General features: G+C 55.2%; 13 protein-coding genes. 1 reads left to right on the forward strand and 12 read right to left on the reverse strand.

The genetic code is table 11. The annotated features are described in order from the left end of the window. Positions 1 to 71: 71 nt before the first annotated feature. From hutG to DL346_RS14435, 6 genes are all read right to left on the reverse strand, one after another. On the reverse strand, positions 72 to 1,019 hold the full coding sequence (gene hutG, locus DL346_RS14410) for a formimidoylglutamase (protein WP_112883130.1): 948 nt from the start codon (positions 1,017 to 1,019) through the stop codon (positions 72 to 74). 10 nt (positions 1,020 to 1,029) lie between these two features. Then, on the reverse strand, positions 1,030 to 2,328 hold the full coding sequence (gene hutI / locus DL346_RS14415; RefSeq protein WP_112883131.1) for an imidazolonepropionase: 1,299 nt from the start codon (positions 2,326 to 2,328) through the stop codon (positions 1,030 to 1,032). Positions 2,329 to 2,347: 19 nt separating this feature from the next. Beyond that, complete coding sequence (gene hutU, locus DL346_RS14420; protein ID WP_112882780.1) at positions 2,348 to 4,021, reverse strand: urocanate hydratase; 1,674 nt, start codon at positions 4,019 to 4,021, stop codon at positions 2,348 to 2,350. Between the two features lie 30 nt (positions 4,022 to 4,051). Further along, a complete protein-coding gene (gene hutH / locus DL346_RS14425) occupies positions 4,052 to 5,581 on the reverse strand; it encodes a histidine ammonia-lyase (RefSeq protein ID WP_112882781.1) in 1,530 nt (509 codons plus the stop codon). 301 nt (positions 5,582 to 5,882) lie between these two features. Continuing rightward, positions 5,883 to 9,116 (reverse strand): alpha-mannosidase, encoded by a 3,234-nt coding sequence (locus DL346_RS14430; RefSeq protein WP_240633164.1) that lies wholly within the window; start codon positions 9,114 to 9,116, stop codon positions 5,883 to 5,885. 80 nt (positions 9,117 to 9,196) lie between these two features. After that, on the reverse strand, positions 9,197 to 10,093 hold the full coding sequence (locus DL346_RS14435; protein WP_112882782.1) for a phytanoyl-CoA dioxygenase family protein: 897 nt from the start codon (positions 10,091 to 10,093) through the stop codon (positions 9,197 to 9,199). A gap of 172 nt (positions 10,094 to 10,265) precedes the next feature. On the opposite strand from DL346_RS14435, the gene DL346_RS14440 reads away from it, so the two are divergent. Continuing rightward, entirely contained in the window at positions 10,266 to 10,556 is a 291-nt protein-coding gene (locus tag DL346_RS14440; RefSeq protein ID WP_112882783.1) for a Rieske (2Fe-2S) protein, read from the forward strand. Positions 10,557 to 10,648: 92 nt separating this feature from the next. Here DL346_RS14440 and DL346_RS14445 read toward each other — a convergent pair whose 3' ends face one another. The 6 genes from DL346_RS14445 to DL346_RS14470 form a co-directional block, all read right to left on the reverse strand. Next, the gene (locus DL346_RS14445; RefSeq protein ID WP_112882784.1) at positions 10,649 to 11,536 is read right to left on the reverse strand and encodes a phytanoyl-CoA dioxygenase family protein; all 888 of its coding nucleotides are present in this window, start codon (positions 11,534 to 11,536) and stop codon (positions 10,649 to 10,651) included. Between the two features lie 35 nt (positions 11,537 to 11,571). After that, positions 11,572 to 12,705 (reverse strand): trans-sulfuration enzyme family protein, encoded by a 1,134-nt coding sequence (locus DL346_RS14450; RefSeq protein ID WP_112882785.1) that lies wholly within the window; start codon positions 12,703 to 12,705, stop codon positions 11,572 to 11,574. Positions 12,706 to 12,815: 110 nt separating this feature from the next. Next, positions 12,816 to 13,823 carry a Gfo/Idh/MocA family protein gene (locus DL346_RS14455; protein ID WP_206098521.1) on the reverse strand — a complete coding sequence of 336 codons (1,008 nt, stop codon included), beginning with the start codon at positions 13,821 to 13,823 and terminating at the stop codon, positions 12,816 to 12,818. Continuing rightward, complete coding sequence (locus DL346_RS14460) at positions 13,820 to 15,034, reverse strand: Gfo/Idh/MocA family protein (protein WP_112882786.1); 1,215 nt, start codon at positions 15,032 to 15,034, stop codon at positions 13,820 to 13,822. The genes DL346_RS14455 and DL346_RS14460 overlap by 4 nt, the downstream gene beginning before the upstream one ends. 33 nt (positions 15,035 to 15,067) lie before the next feature. After that, positions 15,068 to 16,288 (reverse strand): Gfo/Idh/MocA family protein, encoded by a 1,221-nt coding sequence (locus DL346_RS14465; RefSeq protein WP_112882787.1) that lies wholly within the window; start codon positions 16,286 to 16,288, stop codon positions 15,068 to 15,070. Positions 16,289 to 16,328: 40 nt separating this feature from the next. Then, positions 16,329 to 17,612: a DUF455 family protein gene (locus DL346_RS14470; protein WP_112882788.1), complete on the reverse strand. Its 1,284-nt coding sequence runs from the start codon at positions 17,610 to 17,612 to the stop codon at positions 16,329 to 16,331. Positions 17,613 to 17,629 lie beyond the last annotated feature (17 nt).

Raw genomic sequence — 17,629 nt, forward strand, 5'->3', positions numbered from 1 at the left:
ATAGAAAAAGACCGCTGTAGTACTGCAGCGGTCTTCGTATTTCAATAGACTCGTCGGCAAACCGTCCGGCATCATCCCGGACGGTTTGCCATTCCAGCCAAAAAGCAGAGCATGAATTGCACCGCTAGACGCGAAGTCACATTGCGCACGTCCACAGTAGGATCGATACATACGAAGTCGAGCCCCATCACCTGCGGCAGCGTTCCGAGCTGATGCAGCGCATCGAGCGCATCCCACGGGTTCATCCCGCCGGTGCCAATGGCCGGGCAGCCCGGGGCAAAAGCTTGGTCGATGACATCGACGTCAAAGCTGATATAGATCGCCTCCGTTCCGTCCCCGGCAACCGCAAGGGCTTGATCAAGAATCGCGCTTATGCCGCTGACTCGTACATCGCGGGAAGTGAAGACATGAACGCCCTTGCTCTTCACGTAATCGTGATACGGCTTCGAGTTCATGAAACCGCGAATGCCGATTTGCGCGATATTCTTCCCTTCGGCCGCACCGGATTCCAATATGCCGCGGAAAGGCGTGCCGTTCGTTACCCCGCCGTCCTCGAAATTGCGCACGTCATGATGGGCGTCGAAGTGGATAATCCCCACTTTCTTGCCCGGATACCGCCCGGCAAAAGCTTTGACCGACGGGCAGCTGACCGAATGGTCGCCGCCAATAACGATCGGGACTATGGAAGGCTGCCGTGCGTACAAATCGGCCAAGCAGGCTTCGATGCGCCGGTGGCATTCGCCGATGTCCGTCACATGCATTTGAATATCTCCAAGGTCGCGGACGGTCATATGCTGCAGATCGACGCCATATTCCATCGAGTATGTCGTGAACGATTTGAACGCCGCGCGTACGGCCGACGGCGTCGTCGAAGCGCCGGAAAGCGAGATTGAAGGCTTGGATAAAGGAACGCCGACGATGCCTGCAACGAGCGGTTCACTCTCATCCCACTGCTTGATCCAATGGGCAACCTTCGTCTCCAGATGATCGCGAAATGCAGCCTGATCGGGCGTTTTCAGAAAAGGAATGCTATCGCTCACCGGCACTCCTCCTCCCTTCGATCCGGCGGTCCCATACAGCGACTTTGCCGTTCTTAATCACGCCGAACGTATGATTGATGCCGAAGTGATACGGCAAATAGGCGATATTCGGCGCATCGAAGACCGTTAAATCCGCGCGCTTTCCTGCTTCGATGGACCCGATGTCGTTCGCTCGCCCGATCGCGGCCGCCGCATTGATCGTACATGAGGTTATAATCTCTTCCGGGAGCAAGCGCAGGTTGAGCGATGCCAGCATCATGATCAGCTGGATCGATTCGGTCGGGCACGAGCCGGGATTGTAGTCGGTCGACAACGCGACAGGCAACCGGAACGTATCGATCATCTCTCGGGCGCGCGCATGCTGCTTCAGCCCGAGGTTAAACGACGTGCCGGGCAGCAGCACGGGAATAACGCCGTTTGCCGCAAGCATGCGCATGCCTTCATCCGATGCCGCCAGCAAATGCTCCGCGGAAATCGCGCCGACCTCTCCGGCCAACTCCGCTCCGCCGAGCGATTCGATTTCATCGGCGTGGATTTTGGGAATCAGCCCGAGAAGCTTGCCTTCCTGCAAAATACGGCGGGACTGCTGGATCGTAAAAACGCCGTGCTCGCAGAACACATCGCAAAACTCGGCAAGCCCTTCCCGCGCCACTTCAGGCAGCATTTCTTGAACCAGAAGGTCGACGAATTCGTCTGACCGCCCTTTGTACTCCGCCGGTACGGCATGTGCGCCCATGAACGTCGGCACGACATCGACCGGATGCCCTTCATGGAGCCGTTTTGCCACGCGCAACTGCTTCCGTTCATCATCCAGCGTCAATCCGTAACCGCTCTTCGCTTCGACGGTCGTAACGCCGTTTAACAGCATGATATCGAGGCTCTTAAAGGCTTTGTCATATAATTCCCGCTCGCTTGCAGCGCGGGTCGCTTTCACGGTGCTAAGAATGCCGCCTCCCTGCGCCAAAATGTCCAAATACGGCACTCCGGATCGTTTGAGGGAAAGCTCGTGCTCGCGAGATCCCCCGTGCACCAGATGCGTGTGCGGATCTACCAAACCGGGCGTAACCAAACAGCCGCCGGCATCCAACGTTTCAGCGATCTCAGCCCCGTTAAGCTGGGCCAGCACATCGGCTTGCGGTCCAACCAGCGCAATGCGATCGCCGCGGATCGCGATTGCGGCATGTTCAATCTCGAGGACGTGTCTCATCTCTTCACCATAACGGGGAACGCTTCCTTGCGGCGTGACCAGGCGGCCGATACCCGTAAGGAGCAAATCAATCCGTTCGATAGCCAAATCAGCCCCTCCCTTATTCGCGCATCGGAATTCGAATGCCGTGTTTATCCGCGGTTTCAATCGCTTTGTCATAACCGGCATCCGCATGGCGGATGACGCCCATGCCCGGATCGGACTTCAGTACGGCGCTTAACCGCTGCGCCGCTTCATCGGTACCGTCCGCGACGACGACCATGCCCGCGTGCAAGGAATAACCCATACCGACGCCGCCGCCATGATGGACGGATACCCAGGACGCACCCGCCGACGTGTTGATGAGCGCATTCAGAATCGCCCAGTCGCCTACCGTGTCGGAGCCGTCCTGCATCGCTTCCGTTTCACGGTTAGGAGAGGCGACGGAGCCGCAGTCCAAGTGATCGCGGCCGATGACGATCGGCGCTTTCAGCTCGCCGCTTCGGACCATTTCGTTCAGCGCGAGCCCGAACTTCTCGCGTTCGCCGTAGCCGAGCCAGCAAATGCGCGCCGGCAAGCCTTGGAATGCAACGCGCTCACCCGCCAATTCAATCCAGCGGCGCAACCGCTCGTTGCCTGGGAACAGGCGGAGCACGAGCTCATCCGTTTTCCGAATGTCTTCCGGGTCACCGGAAAGCGCCGCCCAGCGGAACGGGCCTTTGCCTTCGCAGAACAGCGGGCGGATGTAGGCCGGCACGAATCCCGGAAAGTTGAATGCGTTCCCTACCCCTTCGTCATAAGCGACCTGGCGGATGTTGTTGCCGTAATCGAACACGACGGAACCCAGCTGCTGCAGATCGAGCATCGCCTGCACGTGGGCCGCCATGCTTGCTTTGGACAGCTTCACATACCGCGCAGGATCGCCGGCGCGCAGCGCGGCCGCTTGTTCCAAGGAATACCCGGCAGGGATGTAACCGACGAGCGGATCGTGCGCCGATGTCTGATCGGTCACAAAATCCGGCTTCATGCCTCGGTTTACAAACTCCGGATAGATTTCAGCCGCATTCCCGAGCAGTCCGATCGAAAGCGGCTTCCCGGCAGCCATGGCATTCTTCGCCATCGCGAGCGCCTCGTCCAGCGTTTCCGCCAGCACGTCGCAGTAACGGGTTTGGATGCGCCGTTCGATGCGGGAACGGTCCACCTCTACGGCAATGACGACGCCTTCGTTCATCGTAACGGCAAGCGGCTGCGCGCCGCCCATGCCGCCAAGCCCCGCCGTCAACGTAAGCGTGCCTTTCAAAGTGCCGCCTGTATGCTGGCGGGCCGCTTCGGCAAATGTCTCGTAAGTCCCCTGCAAAATCCCTTGCGTTCCGATGTAGATCCAGCTGCCCGCCGTCATTTGACCGTACATCATCAGTCCCTTCCGCTCCAACTCACGGAAGTTTTCCCACGTTGCCCACTTCGGCACGAGCACGGAGTTCGACAACAGCACGCGCGGCGCCCGTTCGTGCGTCCTGAAGACGCCAACCGGCTTGCCGGATTGAATAAGCAGGGTCTCGTCGCTCTCGAGGCGCTGCAGCTCTCGCACGATAGCATCATACGAAGGCCAGTTCCGGGCTGCCTTGCCGATCCCTCCGTACACAACCAAATCCTCCGGACGTTCGGCGACCTCCGGATCGAGGTTGTTCATTAACATCCTCATTGCGGCTTCCTGCACCCAGCCTTTACAGGACAGCCCGGTGCCGCGCGGGGCACGGATAACGCGTTTTGGTTCAATTGGATGATTCGCATTCATGAGCAGGGACCTCCTCCTTTAGAGTGAGAGCTAATATAACGGACCTGTCACGGCTTCGACGGCTTTCAGCCATTTTCCGGATAGCAGCGCATTTGCCGTTTTCTCAATATCCGACGAAGTGGAGCGATCGTCCACGACCGGCTGAACGATCGATCGCAAGCTGTTATACAATACGCGAGTCGCCGGCGCCAAGCCGTCGGCACCTGCGAAATCGGCCGCTTCCGCCGCGCAGATGAGCTCAATGGCCAGCACTTTAGCCGCGTTATCGATCACCTGTGCCGCATGTCGAGCAGCCGTCGTACCCATCGAAACATGATCCTCCTGATTGGCGGAAGAAGGAATCGAATCGACGCTGGCCGGATGCGCGAGCACCTTATTCTCCGACACGAGGGATGCGCTAACGTACTGCGTAATCATGAGGCCGGACGCGATCCCCGGGTTATGGCTCAAGAACGCCGGCAATCCCCCTGACAGCGCCGGATTTACGAGCCTCTCGGTCCGGCGTTCAGAAATATTAGCGAGCTCGCACATGCCGATTTTCATGAAATCCATTGCAAAAGCGATCGGCTGCCCGTGGAAATTACCGCCTGATATGACGAGTCCTTCCTTGGTGAACAATAACGGATTGTCCGTCGCAGCGTTGATTTCTACGGAAAGCTTATCAAGCGCGTACCCGAGCACCTGCCGCGTTGCGCCGTGCACTTGCGGCAGGCAGCGCAGCGAATAGGCGTCCTGAACGCGAATCTGGCCTTGCCGCGTCGTGAGCCCGCTTCCTTTCAGCAGCGTCCGCAGGTTGCGCGCCACGCCGATTTGCTCGGGATAAGGACGCGCGAGCTGCACTTCTTCGGCGAAGGCGTCCGGAATGCCGCGTAGGGTTTCCAGCGTCATCGAGGCGATCGCGTCCGCGATTTTGGCAAGCCGCAGCGCTTTAACGAAGGTCAGCGTGCCGATGGAGGTCATGATCTGGGTCCCGTTAATCAGCGCGAGCCCTTCTTTGGCCTGCAGGGTGATCGGTTTCAGGCCAGCCTGTGCCAGCGCTTTAGCGCCGGGGAGCCGTTTTCCTTGATAATACGCTTCTCCTTCGCCCATCAGCACAAGTACGAGATGAGAAAGCGGAGCCAAATCGCCGCTTGCGCCAAGCGAGCCTTGCTCGGGGACGACAGGATGGACGCGCCGGTTAATGCAATCGATCAAGAGCTGCAGCGTTACCGGCCTTATGCCGGAGTTTCCTTTACTGAGCGCGTTGGCGCGAAGCAGCATGAGCGCACGTACGGCCGGTTCGGACATGGGATTGCCCACGGCGCAAGCATGGCTGCGAATCAAGTTGACTTGAAGCTTTGCTGCGTCCTGCGACGAAATGAGGACGTCACTGAATTTTCCGAAGCCCGTCGTCACGCCGTACACGACTTGACCGGCCGCTACGAGCTCCTCAACCATTTCCCTGCATTTTGCTACCCGCTCGCTCGCTCTGCCGCTAAGGATGACCGGTCTGTTATCGAATGCCGCCTCAGCAACCAAATCCACGCTGAGGCTTTCTCCGTCCAACACGATTGGCGTCATGTCAACACCCCTCTCGACTTCTCGGCTGTCACCATCCGTGCCGTCCCCTTTCTTGCTTTAGCATAAGAAAGGGACCGGGCGGAAGGCATTGCCTTCCACACGGTCCCTGTTTAAAAAGGGGAGGTATGTGATTGTCCTGTATCGTGCGTCCCGCCAATACATTGCGACCACTCATTCCCTTATGGATTTGAGGTTTCAAGGTCATTGTTGCATGAGGCTGCAGTATTGTCAATATAGATTCGGCCCATTTCATTGTCCAGGTTTGAAAACGTAAAAGGAAACCGTTAAAGATCCAGCGCGGCTACGACTGGCTTCTCGCCTGCTTGATGCGGAACGTCTTGATTTCGAACGGTTTAAAAGGTGCCGTAAAGCCTATTTCAGTATGAAATACCGCATGCTCAGCGCGCTCCATCAAATTAACTTCCTCGACGCTCTCGATGCGATAATGCGTGGAAAAGGATACCTCGCCCCTCTTGCCCCCATACTCGTAACACCGGATGATCCAGTCATCCGAGTCCTCTGCCGCTTTAATCGTATCCACCATGACATGATCGGCCAAGCATTCGAAGAAGCTGAAATCCGCCGGCAGGATGCCTGCTGCATAGGAATGATCTGTGCCGGATAATTCGACCGCTTCCAGCGGAATGTTCAGTCGGTGAGCATGAGCAGGGATTTCCGCGGTGAACCAATCGCCTTCGTGCGGGAGAAGGGCATACGTGAAGGCATGCTCGCCTAGATCCGCGGCAGGGTCCGGATTAATCGCCGATTTAATCAGCGTAAGCCGGAGCACATTGTCTCGCACATCGTGTCCATATTTGCAATCGTTGAGCAGGCTTGCGCCGAGTCCTCTCTCGGACAGATCGACCCAACGTTGGGCGCAAGTTTCGAACCTTGCGAAATCCCAGCTTGTGTTCCAATGGGTCGGGCGTTTCACTGAGCCGAACTGGATTTCGTGCGTCGCTTCTGTTGCCCGGACCTCCAGCGGGAACGCAACCTTAAGCAGCTGCTGACGTTCACGCCAATCCACATGGGTCTGGAACTCGATCCGCGGATCGTCCGGATATAGGATCAGCTGCTGAGTCAATACGGAGTGACCGTAATGCCAAATGAAGCGAATCGCTGTACGCAGCGGTCCCTCCTCCATGATTTCGATCGATTTCAAATCCGTTATGTGCCTCATTTTATCGCGGTAATAAATATCGATATCCCATGCGTCGTTCGAAAGCGGCTTATCTTCGTGAACCTCGAAACGGTTACCGCTCTGTCCGCTGGCTAAAACCTCGCGGTTAGTGCGTTTGTCATACAGTCGCGTCAGTTGTCCGGAAGCATTCCATTCCAAGCTGTAAAACGGCGTTTCCGCACCGCGCCCGGATACGGTAATCTGGCTCCGGCTAGCCGGACGGAGTTCCTTTGCCCCCGCCGCGTGATGATCACGAGCGAATATCGTCTTATACCCCATGCCGGGAATATCTACCCGGATGAGCAGCCGATCTCCCTGTGGTCCAGTAATTCGCTGGATTTGCTGCGGTTGACCGGAAGCATCCGTCCATACCTTGCCCTTGAGCTGTTCTGTCCATGGAATCTCCACCAGATCGGTTCTTCTCCAGGGCAGCGTATTCATAACCACCCAGCCGGCTTCCCCTTCCTTGGAGATCATACCCGCAATCCGCTGCATGCCCATCTCAAAGGAGCGAGCGGCCAGACGTTCAGCTTCGGCATACTCTACGCGGCAGTCCTCGTAGACTTCAGCGATCGACGAGCCGGGTAAGATGTCATGGAATTGGTTGCGCAGTACGATTTTCCAGCTTTCGTTCAGCAAGTCGCGGGGATACGCGTCATAACCGGTCATAGAAGAGGCAAAGGCGGAAACGATTTCGGCGTTTCGCAGCAGGTTCTCCATGCGCCGGTTCATTTTTTTATTATAAGCTTGAGACGTATACGTCCCTCGGTGGAGTTCAAGATACAGCTCCCCATCCCATTTATGTACATAACGGTCCGTTTCGCGGACCTTCTGCTCCAACTGGCTGAAAAATTCATCGGCCCGGCCGGTCGTGACCCGAGGCAGCCCCGGCATATGTTCCAGACGCCTTCTCATCTCCAGCATCGTTCTGGTCGGTCCTCCACCGCCGTCGCCGTAGCCGTAAGAAAGCAGAAGCTCGTCATTCACCTCTTTATCACGGTAATTATTCCAAACGCCGGTCACCGTTTCCGGCAAAACCTCTCCGTTATACGTATAAAATTTATAGATGCTGTCTGGCTTCTGCCCCGGATCTGAGGTCGTGATGAAGTGCGTCAGGATCTCGCTGCCGTCGATGCCCCGCCAATAGAACGTGTCATGCGGAAATCGGTTATAGGTGCTCCAGCTGATTTTAGTCGTCATGAACGACGTAAGCCCGGCTTTGCGTAAAATTTGCGGCAGTGCCCAGCTGTACCCGAATACGTCGGGAAGCCACAAATACGTGCACCGAACACCGTATTTCTGTTCGAAAAACCGCATCCCGTACAGAAGCTGCCTGACTAACGATTCACCTGACGGCACATTGCAGTCCGCCTCAAGCCACATGGCGCCGCCCGCTTCCCAACGCCCTTCCCGGATGCGGTCCTCGATTTGTTGGTGAATCGCGGGATAATCGCGTTCCAGATCGTCATACAGCTGAGGCTGCGATTGCAGAAACACGTACTCCGGGTAACGCTCCATAAAGCGAAGCACGGTGGAAAACGAACGTGCGGCTTTCTCCCTCGTATGCTTCAGACGCCATAGCCAGGCCACGTCGATATGCGTATGCCCGATACAGCGCACGGTTACCTCGTTCGACTTGGGAATCGCTCCGATCTCCGACTTCAGCTTCCCGTTCGCTTCCTTCACGCTGGCGTAGAACGCTTCGCTTCCAGGAGCGCTCCAATCAATACTATTAAAGGCCCGATCGAGCGCCTTCAGAAGCTGCTGTTTCTCCCAGCCGTTGTCGCTGAGTACCTTTAACGTCTCAGACACTGCATAAGAGGTGAAATACAAGTCATCCGTTTCCTCCTCCAGCACAGCCAGACAGGATTGCTTGACTTCATGCTCCGATTCGGTTTTGTCCCCGGTCATGCCGTTTAACCCCGACCATACTTTAAACAGAAGCTCGATCTTCCGGCCGGTCCATTCCTCTGCCAGAAACACCTCGCCGTGATTGCCGCCGACGCCTTGATAGGGAACCCCGTCAACGAACAGAAGCGATTCGAAGCCCAGGTTATGGCCGTTAACCGCCCTGCCGAAATGAAACAGCCCCACGGACCTCCGCTCGCGCCATTCTGCGGGAATGACTACTTCCGTCTTGAGCCAAGCCGTTTTGTCCCAGCCCCGCCAACGCTCGCCAAGAGAGATATTCCCCCACTCCGCGGAATCAGGCGGCATCGCGCCGACTACTGCCTCTTGATCCGCCCAGAACCGGTATTCGGGTATCGGGCGAATGTCGGAATAACGGTATTTTTCAAGCTCGCCAATGCGTTGCTCCAGCTTTTTTTCCGTCAAGAACATATTGCTTTGCAGCATACGATCCCCCCGTTATCGGTTTTAAAAGACGCAGGACCCGTCCGCCATGGAACGGGTCCTCTGATTCATGCGCGATGAGGTTAAAATCTCACATAGTTTTCATGAGCATATCGATAAGAAATAGGGGTTTTGGGCTCCGAGATCGCGAAAGCTCCGCTCGGTTTGTATTCAAATTCCCGCTCCGCCTGTCCGTATGAGGTTTGTTTTCGCCGGTTGATGCAGTCAAGCAGGACATGCTGCTTCAAGGATAAATATTCGAGCGTATGAGGCCCGTGCTCCGCTTCGATCTCTCCGGGACGGAATTCGTAGTAAACCGTCCGGCGAAGCGGGTTCCCGTTCCCCGCAGGAGAGCCGTGCAGCACTTGAATATCGTGAAAGATAACGTCCCCCGGCTGCATCGGAACCGGAATCGCATCGGAGGTATCGAATCCCGGCCTTGCACAGCGTTCGTGCGCCTGTTCCTTCGTCCATTTCTGACTTCCCGGGATGACCCACAGACAGGTTTGCAAATCGGCTTCATCCAGATAGAAGTCTACATTAAAGATCGGACGGTCGATGCGTCCTCCCGGTACGCCCGCATCCCGGTGCCACTCCACGGCAATCCCTTCATTCGGGGCTTTAAGCACCATCGAATCCCAAGTCGGGATAAAGTTATTCCCCTGCAGCCGCTCGACCGATTTTAAAATATACGGATGAGCGAGCAGCGCTTTCATCGTATCGCTCTTGTCGATGACATACTCGATTCGTCTCAGCACGCTCTTTCCCGTTAGTTCTCCTTTGCGGTACATATAATCAGGATCGGAGAATCCCCCTGCAACGCCCTTCTCATAGAGCTTCATCATTTCGTCTTGGATGAGCTTCAGTTCCTCGCCATAAAGGGCATTGCGTATGACCAGGAAACCGTTCTCCAGAAAAAACGCTGCCTGCTCATCCGTAATCATGTCCTGCTTTCGGGCATCCGCGATCAACATGTTCATTCTTGGTCCGCTCCTTCCGATTTCCAATCCGCTCATTCAGTATAAGTAACCCGTCGTAAACTTGTATTTGGCCTAAAGCAACAAATAGGTTTCCTCTATCACTTTGTAAATTGACAGGCCGAGCATCGTGAATTATGGTAGTTTCAAGGTGAAAAAATTGGAGGCGATCCGCATGGAACCCTATGAATTTGGAGAAGAAACCGCTTTTCCCAGCTTGCCGGCAGAGGTTACGATTCGTGGAGAAGATTATTATTTAACAAAAGACGGAGATCAATATGCGCTCTTATCCCGCATTTGTCCGCATGCGGGAGGAACGGTCAGACTCCATGGTCAATCCCTCTTCTGTCCGATTCACTTCTGGTCGTTTGACGTCAAAACGGGCGAATGCACGTCCATGCCCGACTATTGTCTGGACAAAATCGCGGTAGTCGTCAAGGATGGCCGGTTACTTGCCCAATTCTAGCGTTAACTCCGGCTTACTGCGAGAATGCCGATTCATAAGCCAAATCAGTACGCATATAAGGTACCGGTTTGGCTTTATTCATAGCAGTTGAATCACAGGCCTCGCATTGGACGCTTGCGGTTGTACGCCAGCGGCTCGGCGTCGCCTTTGTAACGAGCGAGCAGCGGTTCCACCGTTTGAATGGCCCACTCCGGCCATATATCCGGCTTCTTCCCTTCCAACTGCTCGGCGTAGCCGATCGACATGCCTTCGATATAAGCCTGGACAGGCTCCGCCAGCGCCGCCATATCGGGATGGTACCACAAGGTAATGACCGTTCTGCGCTCATTGGATTGATTGGCTTGAGAGGCGTGCAGCAAGCGGGAATCGCCGACCACCAAATCCCCCGCTCTGACGGTCACGTCCACCTCGTCTTTACGGACCGAGAAGGCCGGCAAATTCAGGTTTTCTGCTTCCTTCAGCTTCGGGTCATGGGCGTCTTCAAGCTCTACGTGCAGCGGATTATCATGGACATGCGTGCCAGGAATCACTCTCAAGCAACCGTTATGTGCGGTTGTATCCACCAGGTAATACATGAGGAAAAGCTGCTGAGGCATCTCGTCGAAGCCTGCCGGGTCATCCCATGCCGCATAATCATGATGCCAGAATAGCGGCGGACTTTGAGCGGGCTTGCTAATGATATAACCGCTTGAGAACTTTGGCTCCGGGAAGCCTATCGAAGCGAGGGCTTCAAGCGCCTTGGGATGAGCAATCAACCTGGCGATAAAAGGCTCCTTCCAAGTCGGAATCATGCTCCCGGTGGATCGGTTATGCCTCTTATCCTCTTCCGTCTGCCGATCCACCCATTGATCGGTGATCGCGCGCAATTGTTGCAGAAAATTGTTGTCAAGAATATTTTCGAACACGCAATACCCGTCTCTGATAAGCTGCTCGTGTTTGGCCCGATCTTGAATAGACTTCATAGACTTGATCCCGCTCATGTCTATCCCTCCCGATTTCGGCTCCTGGACTGAGCCTATATTTTGCTTAAGGCATGCTCCAGATCTTCAAGCAAGGACTCCGCATGCTCAAGACCGACTGAAATCCGTACAAGTCCGCCCGGAATGCCCATTCGATCCGTTTCTTCCTTTGAAGCCCCCATCCCGTACGTCATGACCAAGCTTTCGAACCCTCCCCAGCTCGGACCGAACTGGAAGTACCGCATCGATTTGACCGCTTCTATGATCCTCTCAGGCCGTCCGATAGGCATGAAGCTAAGCAGTCCCGTGTAGCCTGTCATTTGCTTTAAGCCAAGATCGTACTGCGGATGGCTGGGCAAACCCGGGTAGAAAACTCTCTCGACTTTGGGATGCGCTTCCAGGAAGCGCGCTGCCTTCATAGCGCTTTCCTGATGCTGACTCATGCGGACCGGAAGCGTGCGTATCCCCCGCAGCAGAAGCCACGACGAGTGCGGATCCATGACAGCGCCGTACAGCTGCCTTTCCTGGCCGGCCAGCTCATTCATGATCGAGCTTTTGCCCGCTGCGGCACCGGCGGTCACATCGCTGTGCCCTCCTAAATATTTGGAGGCGGAGTGAACGACCATATCGATTCCGAGAGCCAGCGGATTTTGATAGAGAGGCGTGGCCCATGTATTGTCGGCGATCGTTGTAATTCCGCGTTCGCGCGCCAATTGTGCGAGCGCCTGCAAATCTTGGAGCGCGAATAAGTTGGACGATGGGCTCTCCAAGTAGATCAAATGCGTGTTCGGGCGAATGGCCCGTTCGAAATCCTCGATAGAATCCCCTGGTACGAAGGTTGTTTCCACCTGAAAACGCGGCAGGTAGTCGGTTAAGAAATGCTTTGTGCCTCCATATACCGTTATCGGGCATATGACATGGGAGCCGGTCCGCACGGCTCTCATGATCGCTGCGGAAATGGCAGCCATGCCTGATGAGAAGCATTTGGCGGCTTCCCCCTCCTCCAAGGCTGCGATTTTACCTTCAACGATCTCGGTTGTGGGATTGGAAACCCGGGTATAAACATACCCGTGCTTGTCCGTATTCGTGAACAAGGTGGTTTGAAAGATAGGCGGAACGATAGCGCCCAAGAACCGGGAATAATCATCCCCCAGATGGGCGCATATATCTTCTTTATTTTTATAGTCCATATCAGCTGCAGCTCCTTACGATTCTGAATGCCATGTTGCAAAGGTGCCAAGCGTTATAAATAGGACCTTCCTATACGTAATGTCCAGGAAGGCCCCGCATGCGATATGATTTAGGTCTCGTACGGTACGGTAAGCTCCCGTCCTTGCTCGGCCGATTTGGTGGCGGTATCCAAAATGGCGATTACGCGCAGAGCCTGCTCCGGTTTAACGGCCAGCTCGGCCCCTTCCGTAAGATGAGCAACGATATTGTGATAATAGGATAGCCAATCCGTCTTGGCGTACGGTACGGTCGACTCCACTTTCTCCCCGTCTTTCTCGGTGTACAAGGTCAAAAATTCCTGCTGACCCAGCTTATCGCTAATAATCGCGCCCTTCGTTCCCAGAATGCGGCGTTCAACCTTGCCGGCTGCCGCCAGCTGCGAGGTCTGGGCGTGAGCGACCGCTCCGCTCTCAAACTCAATGATGCAGTCCAGATGATCTTCGTTGGTTACGTCGTGCCAAAGCCTCTTCTGGCTGTAGCCCCTGACGGATTTGACCTTGCCCGGAACGATTCCGAGCAGCCAATCCATATAGTGCGCGCCCCAATCGTAGAAAGCGCCGCCCGAAATCCGTTTATCGGAACGCCACCATTGACCCGGATGTCCATAGCCCCCAAAGTAGAACTCGACGCAAAAGACATCGCCGAGCCGCCCTTGCTCGATCAGCTCCTTCGCGGTAATGAACCATCCGTCCCAACGCCGATTGTGATAGACCGAAAGCATGACGCCGGTTTCCTTCGCTTTATTCACAAGCGCAGCCGCATCATCCGCATGAATGCACATCGGTTTTTCCAAGATGCAATTTTTGCGGGCCTCCAGTACCTGCATGGCAAGCTCTGCATGCGTATCGTGGGGAGTAACAATGGTGACCAAGTCAATGCCCGGCTCTTCGAGCAATTCCTTGACATCCCCGAATACGCGAAGATGCGGGTAGTCTATCCTAGCCTGTTCGCGACGGGCCTGATCGAATTCGCATACCGCGGCGAATTCGATTCCTGCCTTCTCCATCTGCTTCGCATGATGCGTGCCCATATTCCCATATCCGATAACGGCACCTCTTAGCCGATTGATGCGGTTCAATCCATAACCTCCCAATCTGACGGAGGATTGCCGAAATCGGGAACCTTCAGCATCTCCCCATTCCGCAATGCGGATTCATGCGCGATAATGCCCGGCGCGCAATATTTGGCAGCGTTCCATGCATGGAGCGGCGGAAGCTTGCCGCTTACGCAAGATTTGACGAAATCGTCCACCAGAAATTGATGGGAGCCCAGGTGGCCGTTCGGCATGCCCTCGAACTCTTTCGGCAGACGGTCCGCGTGATGTACCTTGGATAGAAGCCCTTTACTGAACTCGATGCGGGTTTTCTCCGGCATGGAGAACAGCTCATGGTCCCAAACGCCGACCTTGCACTCCAGCAGCTCGGTAATATCCTGCAGCGTCCCGGGCTCGAAGCCGCTCCATACCTGCGATTTGGCGTGCTCTTCATAGCTTCCCTTCGTGCCGAAGATGCTCATGTAGGTGCCGTTATTCCCCGACCAGCCGGCTCTGCGGAACTCGTTAATCCTCATCATGCCGCCGTCGGAGGTCCGGAACAATGCCGTTTCGTTGCTGAACGGATTATCCCACAAGTTATTGCCGACCCGGAATATTTCATCCTCATGCCGGTCCTCGTAGCCCAGGCAAGAAACATGCGTGGCGCTTGCCCCGGTAACTCCAAGGACTAAGCACAGCGAGTGCGTGCAATAATACATCGGCGGAATGCCGGCAACCCTCTTCCAGTCCTTGCCGCCGGAATTTTGGAAGGACTGATAGAAACCATGGGCCATATCGTGGATATAGCAGCCTTCGCCATATACGAACGAACCGAAGTCCCCATTGCGGAAGCGGTCCCGGCAGTAAACCGTGCTTGGGTAGTAATAGCTCGTTTCTCCCGTCATGTAGGTCAAACGCGTTTCCTTTACCGCTTCTATGATCCCTTGCATTTCCTCCAGGGAATTAGCCATCGGCACCGCGCTGTAGACATGCTTGCCCGCCTTCAGCGCCTGGACGACATGCGGGCCGTGCAAATGGCGCTGGGTAAGCAGAAATACAGCGTCAACATCGCTTTTGAGCAGCTCATCCAACGATTCAAACGTGCGCTTGATTCCGTAGGTAGCGGCGGCTTTCGCCCGCCGATCCGGGATGAGCTCCGCAAGCGATACTTCTTCAACCAATGGATGCGCCTTAAGGATCGCAAAGAAGCATTGCGAAAACTCCCCAGCGCCGACTACGCCAATTTTTAAGCCCATCGTATAACCTCCATATCTAAATTAAGCGCGGATTTAATCCAGCTGAAGCACTTCCCAGTCCGCCGGCGGCCGACCGAAATCGGGAATTTTAAGCATCTCTCCGCCACGCAGCGCGGATTCGTGCGCGACGAGTCCCGGCGCACTGTATTTAGCCGCATTCCAAGCATGGAGAGGCGGAAGCTTGCCGCTCACGCAGGCCTGCACGAAGTCGTCCACAAGGAATTGATGGGAGCCAAGGTGACCGTTCGGCTGCCCTTCAAATTCCTTCGGCAGACGATCCGAATGGTGAACCTTGGACAACACGCCTTTGCTGAATTCAATCCTTGTTTTCTCCGGCAGCGCAAAGAGCTCATGGTGCCAAATGCCTGGCTTGCAATCCAGCAGCTCGGTAATATCCTCCAGCGTACCGTGCTCGAAGCCGCTCCACACTTGGGAATTGGCGTGTTCCTCATAACTGCCTTTCGTTCCGAAAATACTCATATAAGTGCCGTTCTTCCCTGTCCAGCCTGCTCTGCGGAACTCATTGATCCGCATCATGCCGCCATCGGACGTACGCATCAGCGCCGTTTCATTGCTGAACGGGTTATCCCATAGATTATTGCCGACGCGGAAAATTTCGTCCTCATGCCGGTCCTCATAGCCGAGACAGGATACATGCGTCGCATATGCGCCCGTTACGCCGAGGACGAGGTTAAGCGAGTGCGTGCAATAATACATCGGCGGAATTCCCGCAACCCGTTTCCAATCCTTTCCTCCTGAATTTTGAAAGGAGCCGTAAAAGCCGTGCGCCATGTCGTGGATATAACACGCCTGGCCGTACACGAAGTCGCCGAAATCCCCATTTCTGAACCGGTCGCGGCAATATACCGTACTCGGATAATAGTGGCTGGTTTCCCCAGTCATATAAGTCAGTCGCGTTCGCTTGACGGTATCGATGATGGCCTCGATATCCTCTAGCGATGAGGCCATCGGGACAGCGCTGTACACATGCTTGCCTGCATTCAAGGCCTGCAGCACGTGCGGACCGTGCAGATGCCGCTGCGAAAGCAGAAATACCGCGTCCACATCGCTTTTGCACAGTGAGTCCAAGGAATCGAAGGTGCGGGTAATGCCATATACGGCCGCGGCCTTAGCCCGCCGATCCGGAATAAGCTCGGCGAGCGAAACTTCATCAACGAACGGATGTGCCTTTAGCAGGGCGAAAAAACATTGCGAAAACTCCCCCGCGCCGACAACGCCAATTTTTAAACCCATCCTTATACCTCCATTTGAAGAGAATTGATCCGCAAGTGCGTTACGCTATGAAAAATTTCGGCGCGAGATTTAAGTCCGAATCGGATTCTTGACAGCTTTCAAACTTCGGACCGAGGTCTGCCGCCCACTTCTCGCCTTTTTCTTTTTTGATTTCATTAATAACGACCCTTACGTTATAATCCGCATCGGAAATAAGGTCTTTCAGACTGCGGGGCTCCTTGGTCATGGCCATCAATTCTTTAAGCCAACGGCTTCCGAATTTCACATGCGTTTTCTCATCGAGCACATCGTAATCATGCTCAAGCGCCGAGAGAGGATCGTGCATCTCATCCGCCAGCTTCGTCCACCGTCTCTTGGAAGCAAACGAACAAGCTTCTCCGACCTGAGTAAGCGCCGCAATGCGTTCCACTAGGTTAACGGAAGTGAATGCGCGGTAATGGCCGACCGGAATCGGTACCTTATAAGGATCGATTCCCTGCGCAAGCAGCCGTGAAAATCCCATCTGGGAATGGCGGACTTCATCCCAGGTTTGGCGGATAAAGTTCGCGATGTACTCAAACGGCATCTGCCGTCCCTCGTAAACGAACGATGCGCAAATATCAATGACCGGCAATTCGGTGAAGTGGACGTAGGAATGATGGATCGGATGCTCGCCGCCCTCAAGCGGGTGCACCTCCTCGCTGATTCGTTCCGCGCTGCGCCATGTGAATCGGCTTTCCAGCTCCATGTCAACCGGGAGCCGATAGTCCGGATATTCGGGAATTTTCTTGCTCTGATCCGGTGCGGCGCCGCGGTATAAACCGCCGAGCGAATCGATATGCAGCTTGATTTCATCCATAAACTGCTCGATTTGCTTCTCTTCGGCCAACAAGGCGGTGCCTGCTTCGATAAACTGCTTCCCCCAGGCAATATGCTGTTCCAGCCGCGGGAGGTGATCCTCCAGCGCCTCGACGGAAGGGGCGTCATTCAATCTGAGCGTGCATTGGACATATTCCCGATAAGCGCTTGCCTGCTCGCGCTTGATCACAAGATACAAGCCGGCAATAAAATAGTACTGATTCGGAGCCGTCAGCAGATGCTTCACGAGATTCGTCCATTCCGGTTCGATCTGCTTCTCCGGGTGGAGAATCCCGTAATCCTGAATGCGTTCCCGTATCGCCTTGCAGCGCTTCAAATCATCGTGAAGATGCTTGACGAAATCGCATTTCCCCGAATATTCGGGAATCCGGGGCTCAAAGCCGATCCCGTGACGGATCAAATCATATTCTAGCGAGAAGAAGCGCTTGAACTTCCGCAGCGCTTCGTCTGTTTCAAAGTACCTCACTCTTCTACACCTCCCAG

The sequence above is a fragment of the Paenibacillus montanisoli genome, assembly GCF_003268025.1.
Taxonomy (GTDB): domain Bacteria; phylum Bacillota; class Bacilli; order Paenibacillales; family Paenibacillaceae; genus Paenibacillus_Z; species Paenibacillus_Z montanisoli.